The organism is Pseudomonas sp. UBA7530 (genome assembly GCF_002479365.1).
Lineage (GTDB): Bacteria > Pseudomonadota > Gammaproteobacteria > Pseudomonadales > Pseudomonadaceae > Aquipseudomonas.
Genome location: NZ_DLMS01000011.1, coordinates 1,048,100 through 1,062,775, shown reverse-complemented (window position 1 = coordinate 1,062,775; position 14,676 = coordinate 1,048,100). Strand labels below are relative to the sequence as shown.

At 64.1% G+C, this 14,676-nt stretch carries 11 protein-coding genes; all 11 read left to right on the top strand.

Going from position 1 to position 14,676, the window contains the following annotated elements; translation table 11 throughout:
• Positions 1–44: 44 nt before the first annotated feature.
• The 11 genes from dusB (at position 45) to urtE (ending at position 14,559) form a co-directional block, all read left to right on the top strand.
• Positions 45–1,043, top strand: a complete 999-nt coding sequence (dusB, locus tag B2U07_RS18685; protein ID WP_275547264.1) for a tRNA dihydrouridine synthase DusB — start codon at positions 45–47, stop codon at positions 1,041–1,043.
• A complete protein-coding gene (gene fis / locus B2U07_RS18680; RefSeq protein ID WP_003242613.1) occupies positions 1,040–1,360 on the top strand; it encodes a DNA-binding transcriptional regulator Fis in 321 nt (106 codons plus the stop codon). The genes dusB and fis overlap by 4 nt, the downstream gene beginning before the upstream one ends.
• Before the next feature lie 73 nt (positions 1,361–1,433).
• Entirely contained in the window at positions 1,434–3,041 is a 1,608-nt protein-coding gene (gene purH, locus B2U07_RS18675) for a bifunctional phosphoribosylaminoimidazolecarboxamide formyltransferase/IMP cyclohydrolase (RefSeq protein ID WP_275547265.1), read from the top strand.
• Positions 3,042–3,223: 182 nt separating this feature from the next.
• Positions 3,224–4,513 (top strand): phosphoribosylamine--glycine ligase, encoded by a 1,290-nt coding sequence (purD, locus tag B2U07_RS18670; RefSeq protein WP_275547266.1) that lies wholly within the window; start codon positions 3,224–3,226, stop codon positions 4,511–4,513.
• A gap of 108 nt (positions 4,514–4,621) precedes the next feature.
• On the top strand, positions 4,622–7,402 hold the full coding sequence (locus B2U07_RS18665; protein ID WP_296277449.1) for a hybrid sensor histidine kinase/response regulator: 2,781 nt from the start codon (positions 4,622–4,624) through the stop codon (positions 7,400–7,402).
• A gap of 52 nt (positions 7,403–7,454) precedes the next feature.
• Entirely contained in the window at positions 7,455–8,048 is a 594-nt protein-coding gene (locus B2U07_RS18660) for a MarC family protein (protein WP_197859371.1), read from the top strand.
• A 662-nt stretch (positions 8,049–8,710) separates the two neighbouring features.
• Complete coding sequence (urtA, locus tag B2U07_RS18655; protein WP_275547268.1) at positions 8,711–9,976, top strand: urea ABC transporter substrate-binding protein; 1,266 nt, start codon at positions 8,711–8,713, stop codon at positions 9,974–9,976.
• A gap of 173 nt (positions 9,977–10,149) precedes the next feature.
• Entirely contained in the window at positions 10,150–11,718 is a 1,569-nt protein-coding gene (gene urtB / locus B2U07_RS18650) for an urea ABC transporter permease subunit UrtB (protein ID WP_275545711.1), read from the top strand.
• Entirely contained in the window at positions 11,718–12,809 is a 1,092-nt protein-coding gene (urtC, locus tag B2U07_RS18645) for an urea ABC transporter permease subunit UrtC (protein WP_275545351.1), read from the top strand. The genes urtB and urtC overlap by 1 nt, the downstream gene beginning before the upstream one ends.
• Entirely contained in the window at positions 12,806–13,648 is an 843-nt protein-coding gene (gene urtD / locus B2U07_RS18640; RefSeq protein ID WP_275545352.1) for an urea ABC transporter ATP-binding protein UrtD, read from the top strand. Before urtC ends, urtD begins: the two co-directional genes overlap by 4 nt.
• Before the next feature lie 212 nt (positions 13,649–13,860).
• A complete protein-coding gene (urtE, locus tag B2U07_RS18635; RefSeq protein ID WP_275545353.1) occupies positions 13,861–14,559 on the top strand; it encodes an urea ABC transporter ATP-binding subunit UrtE in 699 nt (232 codons plus the stop codon).
• The last annotated feature ends 117 nt before the right edge of the window (positions 14,560–14,676 follow it).

Sequence of the window (14,676 nt, the reverse complement as noted above, 5' to 3'; positions counted from 1 at the left end):
ATCGCTTACTGTCTCAACTGCGAACCAACAAGCAGGGACGCCCCATGTCGGCCCCACGTATTGGCCCCTACACATTGCCCAATCGGTTGATCCTGGCTCCCATGGCCGGCGTCACCGATCGCCCGTTCCGCCAGCTGTGCCGTCGTCTCGGTGCCGGCCTGGTGGTGTCGGAGATGGTCACCAGCGATGTGCGCCTGTGGAACAGCCGTAAATCCAGCCTGCGCCTGCTGCACGGCGGTGATCCCGAGCCGCGCTCGGTGCAGATCGCCGGTGGCGACCCGCAGATGATGGCCGACGCCGCGCGCAAGAACGTCGAACTGGGTGCGCAGATCATCGACATCAACATGGGCTGCCCGGCCAAGAAGGTCTGCAACAAGGCCGCCGGTTCCGCCCTGTTGCGTGATGAGCCGCTGGTTCGCGAGATACTCGACGCCGTGGTCGGCGCGGTGGACGTGCCAGTGACCCTGAAGATCCGCACCGGCTGGGATCGCGAGAACAAGAACGGCATCACCGTGGCGAAGATCGCCGAAGATGCCGGCATCACCGCCCTGGCCGTACACGGCCGCACCCGCGCCGACCTCTACACCGGCGAAGCCGAGTACGAGACCATCGCCGCCATCAAGCAGGCGGTATCGATTCCGGTGTTCGCCAATGGCGACATCGACTCCCCACAAAAAGCCAAGGCCGTGCTCGACGCCACCGGCGCCGACGCCTTGCTGATCGGTCGCGCCGCTCAGGGCCGACCGTGGATCTTCCGTGAAATAGAGCACTACCTGCGTACCGGTGAAATCCTCCCGGCACCGAGCCTGCTCGAAGTGGAACGCATTCTGCTGGAACACCTGGCCGCACTGCACGCCTTCTATGGCGAATTGATGGGCGTACGCATTGCCCGCAAGCATGTCGGCTGGTATCTGGCAACCCTGCCGGGCGCCAGGGAGTTTCGCGCCCAGTTCAACCGTCTGGACAGCACGGACGCACAGTGCGCCCACGTTCGCGCGTTCTTCCGCGAACGGCACAACGATGAAAACGAGGTGGCCGCATGACGTTGATGACAGAGACCCTAGTGAGTGGAATTGCACCCGTGAGTGACAACACCAGCCTTAAACAGCACCTGAACACGCCAAGCGAAGAGGGTCAGACCCTGCGCGGCGCAGTGGAAAAGGCGCTGCACAACTACTTCGCCCATCTTGAGGGCGCGGACGTCACCGACGTGTACAACCTGGTGCTCACCGAAGTCGAAGCGCCGCTGCTGGAAACCGTCATGAATCACGTGAAAGGTAACCAGACCAAGGCGTCCGAGCTGCTCGGTCTGAACCGTGGCACGCTGCGCAAGAAGCTCAAGCAGTACGACCTGCTGTAACCCCGAACTCCGAAAAGGGCGGCCAACATGAGCCGCCTTTTTTGCTGATATCCCCGCTCTGATGGATAGTGAAATGACCGACCAGACCACCCTTCTGCCCGTCCGCCGCGCGCTGATCAGCGTTTCCGACAAAACCGGTGTCCTCGAGTTCGCTCGCGAGCTGGCCGCCCTCGGTGTCGAGATTCTCTCCACCGGCGGCACCTACAAGCTGCTCAAGGACAACGGCGTGGCCGCGGTGGAAGTCGCCGACTACACCGGTTTCCCGGAAATGATGGACGGCCGCGTCAAGACCCTGCACCCGAAGATCCATGGCGGCATCCTCGGCCGCCGTGCGCTGGACGGCGCGGTGATGGACGAGCACGGCATCAAGCCGATCGATCTAGTCGCGGTCAATCTTTATCCCTTCGAAGCCACCGTGGCCAAGCCTGATTGCGACCTGGCCGACGCCATCGAGAACATCGATATCGGCGGCCCGACCATGGTTCGTTCGGCGGCGAAGAACCACAAAGATGTGGCCATCGTGGTCAACACCGGCGACTACGCCGGCATCATCGAGTCCCTGAAAGCCGGCGGCCTGACCTACGCCCAGCGCTTCGATCTGGCGCTCAAGGCCTTCGAGCACACCGCCGCCTACGACGGCATGATCGCCAACTACCTGGGCACCATCGACCAGGCGGCGGACACCCTGTCCACCGAAGGCCGCGGCGCCTTCCCGCGTACCTTCAACAGCCAGTTCATCAAGGCGCAGGAAATGCGCTACGGCGAGAACCCGCACCAGAGTGCGGCGTTCTACGTCGAGGCGAAGAAGGGCGAGGCCAGCGTCTCCACTGCCATCCAGCTGCAGGGCAAGGAACTGTCGTTCAACAACGTGGCCGACACCGACGCCGCGCTGGAATGCGTGAAGAGCTTCGTCAAGCCGGCCTGCGTCATCGTCAAGCACGCCAACCCGTGCGGTGTGGCCGTGGTACCGGAAGACGAAGGCGGCATCCGCAAGGCCTACGACCTGGCCTACGCTACCGACACCGAGTCGGCTTTCGGCGGCATCATCGCCTTCAACCGCGAGCTGGATGGCGAAACCGCCAAGGCCATCGTCGAGCGTCAGTTCGTCGAAGTGATCATCGCCCCGAAAATCTCCGCCGCCGCCCGTGAAGTGGTGGCCGCCAAGGCCAACGTGCGCCTGCTCGAATGCGGCGAATGGTCGGCCGAGCGCGCTGCTGGCTGGGACTTCAAGCGCGTCAACGGTGGCCTGCTGGTACAGAGCCGCGACATCGGCATGATCAAGGCAGAAGACCTGAAGATCGTCACCCAGCGCGCGCCGAGCGAGCAGGAAATCCACGATCTGATCTTCGCCTGGAAAGTGGCCAAGTTCGTCAAATCCAACGCCATCGTCTACGCCAAGAACCGCCAGACCGTCGGCGTCGGCGCCGGCCAGATGTCGCGCGTCAACTCCGCGCGCATCGCCGCGATCAAGGCCGAGCATGCCGGCCTGCAGGTGCAGGGCGCGGTAATGGCGTCGGACGCCTTCTTCCCGTTCCGTGACGGCGTCGACAACGCCGCCAAGGCCGGCATCACCGCGGTGATCCAGCCGGGTGGCTCGATGCGCGACAACGAGGTGATCGCGGCTGCCGATGAAGCCGGGATTGCCATGGTGTTTACCGGCATGCGCCATTTCCGCCATTGATGATCGTGCCCACGCTCTGCGTGGGCACGATCAAAGTTACGCAGGTATCCGGACCAGTCGAGATACCGTGGGAGCGGACTTGTCCGCGAAAGGATGGCGAAATCAGCGCCATATTCGCGGGCAAGCCCGCTCCCACAAAGCACTCCGGACACCCCTGAACTCAGCGTCATCGAGGGTTTGACATGCAAGTATTGATCATCGGCAGCGGCGGTCGTGAACACGCCCTGGCCTGGAAAGTGGCGCAGGACAAGCGCGTCGAGAAAGTCTTCGTTGCCCCGGGCAACGCCGGTACCGCCGTCGAAGCCAAGTGCGAGAACGTCGCCATCGACGTGCTGAACATCGAAGCGCTGGCTGACTTCGCCGAGAAGAACGTGCAACTGACCATCGTCGGCCCGGAAGCGCCGCTGGTCAAAGGCGTAGTCGACCTGTTCCGCACCCGCAAGCTGGACATCTTCGGCCCGACCGCTGCCGCTGCCCAGCTGGAAGGCTCCAAGGCCTTCACCAAGGATTTCCTGGCACGCCACAAGATCCCCACCGCCGACTACCAGAACTTCACAGAGATCGAGCCGGCACTGGCCTACCTGCGCGAGAAAGGTGCTCCGATCGTGATCAAGGCCGACGGCCTGGCCGCGGGCAAGGGCGTGATCGTCGCCATGACCCTGCAGGAAGCCGAAGACGCCGTGCGCGACATGCTCGCCGGCAATGCCTTCGGCGAAGCCGGTTCGCGTGTGGTGATCGAGGAGTTCCTCGATGGCGAAGAAGCCAGCTTCATCGTCATGGTCGACGGCCAGAACGTGCTGCCGATGGCCACCAGCCAGGACCACAAGCGCGTCGGCGACGCCGATACCGGCCCCAACACCGGCGGCATGGGCGCCTATTCGCCGGCACCGGTAGTGACCGCCGAGGTGCACAAGCGGGTGATGGACGAGGTGATCTACCCCACCGTGCGCGGCATGGCCAGCGAAGGCAACGTCTACACCGGTTTCCTCTACGCCGGCCTGATGATCGACAAGTCCGGCGCGCCGAAGGTCATCGAGTTCAACTGCCGCTTCGGCGACCCGGAAACCCAGCCGATCATGTGCCGCCTGGAAAGCTCCCTGGTGCTGCTGGTCGAAGCTGCGCTGGCCAAGGCGCTGGACAAGGTCGAGGCGACCTGGGACCCGCGTCCGACCGTGGGCGTGGTGCTGGCCGCTGGCGGCTACCCGGGCGACTACGCCAAGGGCGACGTGATCGAAGGTCTGGAGGAAGCCGCCAAGCTCGACGGCAAGGTATTCCACGCCGGCACCGCACTGAAGGATGGTCAGATCGTCACCGCTGGCGGTCGCGTACTCTGCGCCACCGCCATCGGTCGTACGGTGGCCGAAGCCCAGCAGCAGGCCTACCGCCTGGCCGAGAAAATTCGCTGGAACGGCATGTTCCACCGTAACGACATCGGCTATCGGGCCATTGCACGCGAGCGCGGCGAAGGCTGAGGCCGCTCAGGGAATACGGCGCGACAGGCATAAAAAGCCCCGCCGCGCCGTATTCCCGCGAGCAAATGCTTGGCTATAATCCGGCCACTCATTTAGAAGGATTTGCCCGTGCGCCGGCTCAGGATTGCCATCGGACTACTCGCCAGTTTGCTGTTGCTCGGCCTTGCCCTGACAGCCAGTGCGAACTCAGCCCCGACGATCGCCCACGGCTGGTCCTATCTGGTCGACGCCAGCGCCCGCCTGGGCCTCGAAGAAGTGCGCGCCCAGCGCCAGCAGTTCAAGCCGCTGAGCAAACAGTCCTTCACCTTCCCGCCCAGTGACCACGCGGTCTGGCTTCGCGCCGAACTGGCGCCACAGCAGCAGCCGGCCTGGCTGTGGATCTTCTCGCCACGGGTGCAGTATCTCGACTATTACCTGCTGAAAGACGGCCAGCTGGAGCAGAACCTGCACACCGGCGAAGCCATGCCACTGGATTCGCGACCGCTGCCATCGCGTTTCTACCTCATGCCCCTGCCAAACGACGGCCAGGCCCGCGTCGCCTATGTGCGCCTGACCTCCAACCATCCGCTGATGACCTGGTTCAAGGTCATGGATCAGGCCGAGCTGGTCAGCCTGGAGAAGCCTGCCTACCTCTACGGCATGCTGTTCGGCGCGCTGTTGCTGCTGACCCTGTACAACCTCATTCGCTTCTTCTACAACCGCAGCGCCAGCGGCCTGTGGCTGGCCGGGGTAAATATCGGCCTTGCGGTGTGCTCGTCGGCCAACCTCGGCATCTTCGCCCAGTGGTTGCCCAGCCTGGGTTACAACCAGTCCCTGATCGCCGACCTTTCCGCACTGTTCGCCGCGTTTAGCGCGCTGGCCTTTGGCCTCAGTTTCATGAATGGCACGCCGGTGCAGCACAGCCCGCTCAATCGCCTGCTGCAGGGCAATGCCCTGCTGATCCTGACCTACGCCCTGTGCATCACCGTTACCGGTTTGTTCTGGTACAGCTCACTGGTGTACCTGCTGGTAGTCCTCAGCTCACTGAATCTGCTGCTGGTGAGCAGCCTGCACTGGCGCTCGGGTTATCAGCCGGCACGCCTGATCACCATCGGCATGGTGGTGTTCAATCTCGGCTTCGGCTTCTTCGTGCCGGTGTTGCTCGGTTTCGATCAGCTCAATCCGGGCTGGCTGGTGCTCGGTGTATTCAGCGTGGCCACGCTGGCCGGCCTGATCCTCAGCGTGTCGCTGACCGAGCGCCAACGGCAGATTCAGAGTGACACCCTGCTGAAGAGCACAGCGCTTGCGGCCAGCAGCGCCGAGCTGCGGGCCAAGGCCGAGTTTCTGGCGAAGATCAGCCACGAAATCCGCACGCCCATGAACGGCGTGCTGGGCATGACCGAGCTGCTGCTGGGCACGCCGCTGTCGGCCAAGCAACGCGACTACGTGCAGACCATTCACAGCTCGGGCAACGAGCTGCTTACCCTGATCAACGAAATTCTCGACATTTCCAAGCTGGAATCCGGGCAGATCGAGCTGGATGATGTGCAGTTCGATCTCGGCGCGCTGATCGAGGACTGCCTGGATATTTTCCGCGCCAAGGCCGAGCAGCAGAAGGTGGAGCTGATCAGCTTCATCCAGCCGCAAGTCCCGAGGGTGATCAGCGGCGATCCCACGCGCCTGCGCCAGGCCCTGCTGAGCCTGCTGGACAATGCCTTCAAGCAGACCGACGAAGGCGAGATCCTGCTGGTCGCGGCGCTGGACAGCAGCGACGGCCAGCATCGCCTGCGCGTCGCCGTCCAGGACAGCGGCCGCCCGCTGCTGCCGGAGGAGCGCGACGCGCTGCTCAATGCCGAACTGCAAAGCCGTGATTTCCTTGCTGCCACGCAACTGGGCGGGCGCCTCGGCCTGATCATCGCGCGCCAGCTGGTGCGCCTGATGGGCGGCGAATTCGGCATCCAGGGCAGCGGCAGCCAGGGCACCACCCTGTGGCTGACCCTGCCGCTGGACGCCGCCCGCCTGGAGCAGCCGGAGACCGACCTGGACAGCCCGTTACAGGGCGCGCGCCTGCTGGTGGTGGACGACAACGACACCTGCCGCAAGGTGCTGATGCAACAGTGCAACGCCTGGGGTATGCAGGTCAGTGCCGTGCCGTCCGGCAAGGAAGCGCTGGCGCTGCTGCGCACCAGGGCACATATGCGCGAGTACTTCGATGCGGTGCTCCTCGACCAGGATATGCCCGGCATGACCGGCATGCAGCTGGCGGCCAAGATCAAGGAAGACCCGAGCCTCAACCACGACATCCTGGTCATCATGCTCACCGGCATCAGCAACGCGCCGAGCAAGGTGATCGCGCGCAACGCCGGGATCAAGCGCATCCTGGCCAAGCCGGTGGCCGGCTATACGCTCAAGACCACTCTGGCCGACGAGCTGGCCCAGCGCCCCAACGACACCCCCGCGCAGGCCGCGCCGACGCCGGTGAGCACGCCGCTGAACGTACCGGCCGACTTCCGCATCCTGGTGGCCGAGGACAACAGCATCTCCACCAAGGTCATCCGCGGCATGCTCGGCAAGCTCAACCTCAAGCCGGACACCGCCAGCAACGGCGAGGAAGCCCTCAGCGCGATCAAGGCGCAGCCCTACGACCTGGTGCTGATGGATTGCGAAATGCCGGTGCTCGACGGTTTCTCCGCCACCGAACAGCTGCGTGCCTGGGAACAGAGCGAGAAGCGCCCGCGAACCCCAGTGGTGGCACTGACCGCGCATATTCTCAGCGAACACAAGGAACGCGCCCGCGCGGTAGGCATGGATGGCCATATGTCCAAGCCGGTGGAGCTGTCGCAGCTGCGCGAGCTGATCGAGCACTGGATCGCCGAACGCGAACTGCGCCGCCAGCGTGAAGTGTCGTAGGGCGGGTGAAACCCGCCCGACTATCGATGCCCCACTCTCAAACGAGCGCCCCATGTCCGAGTTGTTCAGCCTGTATCTGAAGATGCTGGTGCTCTACAGCCCCTTCTTCGTCCTGTCCTGCTTTATCGGCCTGAGCCGTGGCTACACCCTCAAGGAGCGCAAGCGCCTGGCCTGGAAGGTGGCGCTGGCGACGCTGATCGCCAGCGTACTGCTGTACCTGTTCGGCAAGCACATCTTCACCCTGTTCGGCATCACCATCGACGCGTTTCGCATCGGCGCCGGTTCGGTGCTGTTCATCTCCGCTCTGGGCATGGCCCAGGGCAAATCGGCGGTGCAGAGCGACAACGTACAGCAGGACGTTACCATCGTGCCGCTGACCATTCCCATCACCGTCGGCCCCGGCACCATCGGTGCCCTGCTGCTGATGGGCGCCAGCCAGCCGCATTGGGACGACAAGCTGGTGGCGGTGGCGGCGATCCTTCTCGCCAGCCTCACCGTGGGCATCGTGCTGTACCTGTCCAACCAGTTCGAGCGCCTGCTCGGGGACCAGGGCCTGCAGATCGTCAGCCGTTTGATGGGCCTGTTCGTCTGTGCCCTGGCGGCGCAGATCATCTTCACCGGGGTGAAGAACTACCTCGTGCCTTAATCTCTGCCGATCATCGCGCCCGGATCAGCGGCGCTGAAAAAGTCGCTGCGCATCCTTGAGATAACCACCCTCCACTCGTCCTGCTAGCAGTACCTGCGCGCCTGAGCGGGTTCCCCCAGGCCCGGCACCGCGTTATTAGATCCCCTCTGATAGCCGCTGCGCTTTCGCGATGCCCTCATCTCGCGCCCGACCGGCAGACGAGCGCAGCGCCCCACAGACGAACATACGCCTGCACTACCACTGCCGAAGCGCACCCGTATGGTGCGGCACCTGCGATTAGCGTACGTCCGTCGCGCCTCGACGAAGCGCTGCACTGCCAACTTGCATCCGTTATCGACAGTCGCGATGAGGCCCGTGCGCGCCCGAAGTCAGCGAGAAAATCCGCATTCCAGGGCGGCTGGGCAGCGTTCAGGCGCTGCGCGCCAGACGGAATCCACACCGCGCACGGGTCAGTTCTGAAGAGCGATCCCGCCCCGACGCACAGAAGAGGCACAGCAATTGCTCAAGGGCCATATAGAGGTCAACAAGGCACAGACCAAGTCCTGGCTGTACGCCGCTCGCCAGCGCGTCGAGCCGATGCCGGAACAACCGCGCCATGACCTTCACTGCATGCCCATAACAACGCTGTCCGCTTACTCACATTCGTGAATGGAGATCGCACCATGCAACGTCGCAGCCTGATCAAGGCCTTCACCCTTTCCGCTTCCATCGCCGCGATGGGCCTGTCCTGGTCCATCCAGGCCGCCGAGACCATCAAGGTCGGCATCCTGCACTCGCTGTCCGGGACCATGGCCATTTCCGAAACCTCGCTGAAAGACATGGCGCTGATGACCATCGACGAGATCAACGCCAAGGGCGGTGTACTCGGCAAGCAGCTGGAGCCGGTGGTGGTCGACCCCGCGTCGAACTGGCCGCTGTTCGCCGAACGCGGCCGCCAGTTGCTGACCCAGGACAAGGTCGCGGTGACCTTCGGCTGCTGGACCAGCGTGTCGCGCAAATCAGTGCTGCCGGTTTACGAGGAACTGAACGGCCTGCTGTTCTACCCGGTGCAGTACGAAGGCGAAGAGATGTCGCCGAACGTGTTCTACACCGGTGCTGCGCCAAACCAGCAGGCCATTCCGGCGGTGGAATACCTGCTCAGCGAAGACGGTGGCGGCGCCAAGCGTTTCTTCCTGCTGGGTACCGACTACGTCTACCCGCGCACCACCAACAAGATTCTGCGCGCCTTCCTCAACAGCAAGGGCATCGCCGACAAGGACATCGAAGAGGTCTATACCCCCTTCGGTCATAGCGACTATCAAACCATCGTCGCCAACATCAAGAAGTTCTCAGCTGGCGGCAAGACTGCCGTGGTCTCCACCGTCAACGGCGACTCCAACGTGCCGTTCTACAAGGAACTGGCCAACCAGGGCCTGGAAGCCACCGAAGTACCGGTGGTGGCCTTCTCCGTGGGTGAAGAGGAACTGCGCGGCATCGACACCAAGCCGCTGGTCGGCCACCTGGCGGCCTGGAACTACTTCCAGTCCGTGGAGAACCCGGTCAACGAGAAATTCGTCGCCGACTGGAAGGCCTACGCCAAGGCCAAGAAGCTGCCGAACGCCGACACCGTGGTCACCAACGACCCGATGGAAGCCACCTACGTGGGCATCCACATGTGGGCGCAGGCCGTCGAGAAAGCCGGCACCACCGAGGTCGACAAGGTCCGTGAAGCCATGGCTGGCCAGGAATTCGCGGCGCCGAGCGGCTTCACCCTGAAGATGGACGAGAAGAACCACCACCTGCACAAGCCGGTGATGATCGGCGAGATCCAGGAAGACGGTCAGTTCTCCGTAGTCTGGGAAACCGGGGGCCCGATCCGCGCCCAGCCGTGGAGCCCGTTCATCGAAGGCAACGACAAGAAAGCCGATACCCCGGTGAAGTCGAACTGAGGCAAAAGCCCTTCTCCACAAGCGGCAGCCACAGCTCGTCAATGGCTTGCAGTCCCGCTTGTCTCCCCTCTCCCGCTTGCGGGAGAGGGGTCGGGGGAGAGGGCCGCCGTAGCCCGGATGCAATCCGGGAAGCTCGCCCCGGACGTCATCCGGGCTACGCCAAGGACACCCTTATGCCCACTGCCCTTACCCGAATTCTCCTAAGCCTGCTGCTTTTGCTGCCACTGGCGGCGAACGCTGGCGAGGCCGACGATTTCGTCGCCGCCAATGCCAGCAAGCAGGCCAAGCTGTTGCAGGACTGGGCCGCCGCGCCCAGCCCCGAACGTATGCCACTGCTGCAAGCCCTGCAGCAGGGCCGCGTCGGCGGCGATACCGACAAACGCGCCTTCATCGAACAGGACGGCGCCTGGCAGGCCGCTGATGGCGACGCCGAAGCCAATGGCACGCCACGCAAACTGCGTCTGAACAACCGCCTGCGCGGTCTGATCGGCTTCGCCGTGGCCAGCCATCAGTTGCTCGACAACGACGCACACGTGCGCCTCGAGGCTGCCCGGCAACTGCAGCGCAACACACCGCCGGCTCTGCTGCCGCTGCTCGAGAGCCGAATGAGCATCGAAGCGGACGAAGCCGTGCAGGACGCCATCACCCTGGCCCTGGCCAATCTGCAGCTAAGCGACGCCAACCCCGCAGTGCGCCTGGCGGCTGTGGAGCGCCTGGGCAAGACCGGCGACCCGCTTGCCCGCACCCGCTTGCAAAGCCTGCTCGATGGCGAAGAAAGCGATGCCAGCGTGCGCGCCGCTGCCGAGCAGAGCCTGGCCCAGGTGAAGAACAAACTGCTGATCGGTGAACTGCTCGGTCAGGCCTTCAGTGGCCTGTCGCTGGGTTCGATCCTGCTGCTCGCCGCCCTCGGTCTAGCCATCACCTTCGGCCTGCTCGGGGTGATCAACATGGCCCACGGCGAGATGCTGATGCTCGGCGCCTACACCACCTATGTGGTGCAGCTGAGCTTCCAGCGCCTGGCCCCCGAATACCTCACGCTCTACCCGCTGGCCGCGCTGCCGATCGCCTTTCTGGTCACCGCCTGCATCGGTATGGCGCTGGAGCGCACGGTGATCCGCCATCTCTACGGCCGCCCGCTGGAAACCCTGCTGGCCACCTGGGGTATCAGCCTGATCCTCATTCAACTGGTGCGCGTCACCTTCGGCGCGCAGAACGTCGAAGTGGCCAACCCGGCCTGGCTGTCCGGCGGCGTGCAGGTGCTGCCGAACCTGGTGCTGCCGTACAACCGCATCGTCATCATCGGCTTCGCCCTGTTCGTCGTGGTCCTGACCTGGTTGCTGCTGAACAAGACGCGCCTGGGCCTCAACGTGCGCGCGGTAACCCAGAACCGCAACATGGCCGCCTGCTGCGGAGTGCCCACCGGCCGCGTGGACATGCTGGCTTTCGGCCTCGGCTCAGGGATAGCTGGCCTAGGCGGCGTGGCCCTGAGCCAGATCGGCAACGTCGGTCCGGACCTAGGCCAGAGCTACATCATCGACTCCTTCCTGGTGGTGGTACTCGGCGGCGTCGGCCAACTGGCCGGTAGCGTGCTGGCCGCCTTCGGCCTCGGCGTGGTGAACAAGTTCCTCGAGCCGCAGATCGGTGCCGTGCTCGGCAAGATCCTCATCCTCGCGCTGATCATCCTGTTCATCCAGAAACGCCCGCAAGGCCTCTTCGCTCTCAAAGGACGGGTGATCGACTGATGACCATGCCACTGAACCAAACCGTTCTCGCTCGCGCCACAGCCAAGCTCGGCCCGCAGGTTTCGCTGGCCATCGGCCTGCTGGTGCTGGCCGTGCTGATCGCCATGCCGCTGCTACACCTATTGCCGGCCGACCACGCCCTGCACGTCTCGGCCTACAGCCTGACGTTGGTGGGCAAGATTCTCTGCTACGCCATCGTCGCCCTGGCGCTGGACCTGGTCTGGGGCTACGCCGGCATGCTGTCGCTGGGCCATGGCCTGTTCTTCGCCCTCGGCGGTTATGCCATGGGCATGTACCTGATGCGCCAGTCGGCGGGCGACGGGCTGCCGGCCTTCATGAGCTTCCTGGCCTGGAGCGAACTGCCCTGGTACTGGTACGGCACCTCCAGCTTCCTCTGGGCCATGTGCCTGGTGGTACTGGCGCCTGGCCTGCTGGCCCTGGTGTTCGGCTTCTTCGCCTTCCGCTCGCGAATCAAGGGCGTGTACTTCTCGATCATGACCCAGGCACTGACCTTCGCCGGCATGCTCTTGTTCTTCCGCAACGAAACCGGCTTCGGCGGCAACAACGGCTTTACCGGTTTCACCCGCATCCTCGGCTTCGACATCACCGCGCAGAGCACTCGCGCCGCGCTGTTCTTCGCCACCGTGGTGCTGCTGGTGGGCAGCCTGTACCTGGGCTTTCGCCTGGCGCGCAGCAAGTTCGGCCGCGTGCTCACCGCTCTGCGTGACGCCGAGAACCGCCTGATGTTCTGCGGCTACGACCCACGCGGCTACAAGCTGTTTATCTGGGTGCTCTCCGCGGTGCTGTGCGGGTTGGCCGGCGCGCTGTACGTGCCGCAGGTGGGCATCATCAACCCCAGCGAAATGGCGCCGACCCAGTCCATCGAAGCGGCCGTGTGGGTCGCCCTGGGCGGTCGCGGCACGCTGATCGGCCCGCTGCTCGGCGCCGGCCTGGTCAACGGCATGAAGAGCTGGTTCACCGTGGCCTTCCCGGAATACTGGCTGTTCGCCCTGGGTGCGCTGTTTATCGTCGTCACCCTGTATCTACCGCGTGGCGTGGTGGGCTTGCTGCGCAAGGAGAAGGATCAATGAAAGCCACTCCGGTATCTGAAACCATGCTCGAAGCCGCTCTAGACCCCACCGGCCTGGCGCTGGACACCGGCAAGAACGTCGGCAAGGGCGTCAACGTTCGCCACGGCACTATCCTCACTCTGGAAGACATCAACGTCAGCTTCGACGGTTTTCGCGCGCTGACCAACCTGACCCTGTACATCGGCGTCGGCGAGCTGCGCTGCATCATCGGCCCCAACGGCGCCGGCAAGACCACCATGATGGACGTGATCACCGGCAAGACACGCCCGGACAACGGCGTGGCCTACTTCGGTGAGCAGTACGACCTGACCAGCATGAGCGAAGTGCAGATCGCCCAGGCCGGCATTGGCCGCAAGTTCCAGAAGCCGACGGTGTTCGAAGCGCTGACGGTGTTCGAAAACCTGGAGCTGGCACAGAAGACCAACAAGTCGGTATGGGCCAGCCTGCGCGCCAGGCTCAGTGGCGAGCAGAAGGATCGCATTGAGGAAGTGCTGACCACCATTCGCCTGGAAGCCTCGCGCAACCGCCCGGCTGGCCTGCTCTCCCACGGCCAGAAGCAGTTCCTCGAGATCGGCATGCTGCTGATGCAGGAGCCGCACCTGCTGCTGCTCGACGAACCGGTGGCCGGCATGACCGACGCCGAGACCGAGTTCACCGCCGAGCTGTTCAAGTCGCTAGCACGCAAGCACTCGCTGATGGTGGTTGAGCACGACATGGGCTTCGTCGGCTCCATCGCCGATCACGTCACCGTACTGCACCAGGGCAGCGTGCTGGCCGAAGGCTCGCTGGAGCAGGTACAGAACGACGAGCGGGTGATTGAGGTTTATCTGGGGCGCTGAGCCAACGCTCTCTGATTCGCGGCTGAAGCCGCTCCTACGAGACATCCATCATGCCTGTAGGAGCGGCTTCAGCCGCGAAGAAAATTGATGGTTTCCACTGCGAGACGGCATAGCGCCCGCGCGGGAACCCTTCCCGGAACGCGCCGCGTTCCAACGACGCGGAGCGTCGTCAGTTGCATACCCACGCAGAGCGTGGGCACGAGAGGTACGTCATGCTGCAAGTCCAACAACTCCACCAGTATTACGGCGGCAGCCACATCCTCCGTGGCCTGTCGTTCGACGTGAAGGTCGGCGAAGTCACCTGCCTGCTCGGCCGCAACGGCGTGGGCAAAACCACCCTGCTCAAATGTCTGATGGGCCTGATCCCGGCCAAGGACGGCAACGTGCAATGGGAAGGCAAGCCCATCACCGGCTTCAAACCGCACCAACGCGTACACGCCGGCATCGCCTATGTGCCGCAGGGCCGCGAGATTTTCGGCCGCCTGACGGTGGAAGAGAACCTGCTGATGGGGCTGTCACGCTTTCCCGGCAGCCAGGCCAAGACCGTGCCCGAGTTCGTCTACGAGCTGTTCCCCGTACTGCGCGAGATGAAGCATCGCCGTGGCGGCGACCTGTCCGGCGGCCAGCAGCAACAGCTGGCCATCGGCCGCGCACTGGCCAGCCAGCCGCGCCTGCTGATCCTCGACGAACCCACCGAAGGCATCCAGCCCTCGGTGATCAAGGAGATCGGCGCGGTGATCAAGAAGCTCGCCGCCCGTGGCGACATGGCCATTCTGCTGGTGGAGCAGTTCTACGACTTCGCTGCCGAGCTGGCCGACCAGTACCTGGTGATGAGCCGTGGCGAGATCGTCCAGCACGGCCGTGGCGAGAACATGGAAGCCGAAGGTGTGCGCGGGCTGGTGGCCATCTGAAGGTCGCTCGCCTGTGGGAGGAGCTTTAGCCGCGACGGCTCCTGGCGCTGCATGCCTGCGGGCAACCACGCACCGAATTGGTTCAGGGCACGCCTCTTGCTTGCCCACTCGGTCAAC

Excerpts from the sequence above, each read along its gene's own strand:
- dusB (WP_275547264.1), top strand. The coding sequence starts at position 45 with ATGTCGGCCCCACGTATTGGCCCCTACACATTGCCCAATCGGTTGATC.
- fis (WP_003242613.1), top strand. The coding sequence starts at position 1,040 with ATGACGTTGATGACAGAGACCCTAGTGAGTGGAATTGCACCCGTGAGT.
- purH (WP_275547265.1), top strand. The coding sequence starts at position 1,434 with ATGACCGACCAGACCACCCTTCTGCCCGTCCGCCGCGCGCTGATCAGC.
- purD (WP_275547266.1), top strand. The coding sequence starts at position 3,224 with ATGCAAGTATTGATCATCGGCAGCGGCGGTCGTGAACACGCCCTGGCC.
- B2U07_RS18660 (WP_197859371.1), top strand. The coding sequence starts at position 7,455 with ATGTCCGAGTTGTTCAGCCTGTATCTGAAGATGCTGGTGCTCTACAGC.
- urtA (WP_275547268.1), top strand. The coding sequence starts at position 8,711 with ATGCAACGTCGCAGCCTGATCAAGGCCTTCACCCTTTCCGCTTCCATC.
- urtB (WP_275545711.1), top strand. The coding sequence starts at position 10,150 with ATGCCCACTGCCCTTACCCGAATTCTCCTAAGCCTGCTGCTTTTGCTG.
- urtC (WP_275545351.1), top strand. The coding sequence starts at position 11,718 with ATGACCATGCCACTGAACCAAACCGTTCTCGCTCGCGCCACAGCCAAG.
- urtD (WP_275545352.1), top strand. The coding sequence starts at position 12,806 with ATGAAAGCCACTCCGGTATCTGAAACCATGCTCGAAGCCGCTCTAGAC.
- urtE (WP_275545353.1), top strand. The coding sequence starts at position 13,861 with ATGCTGCAAGTCCAACAACTCCACCAGTATTACGGCGGCAGCCACATC.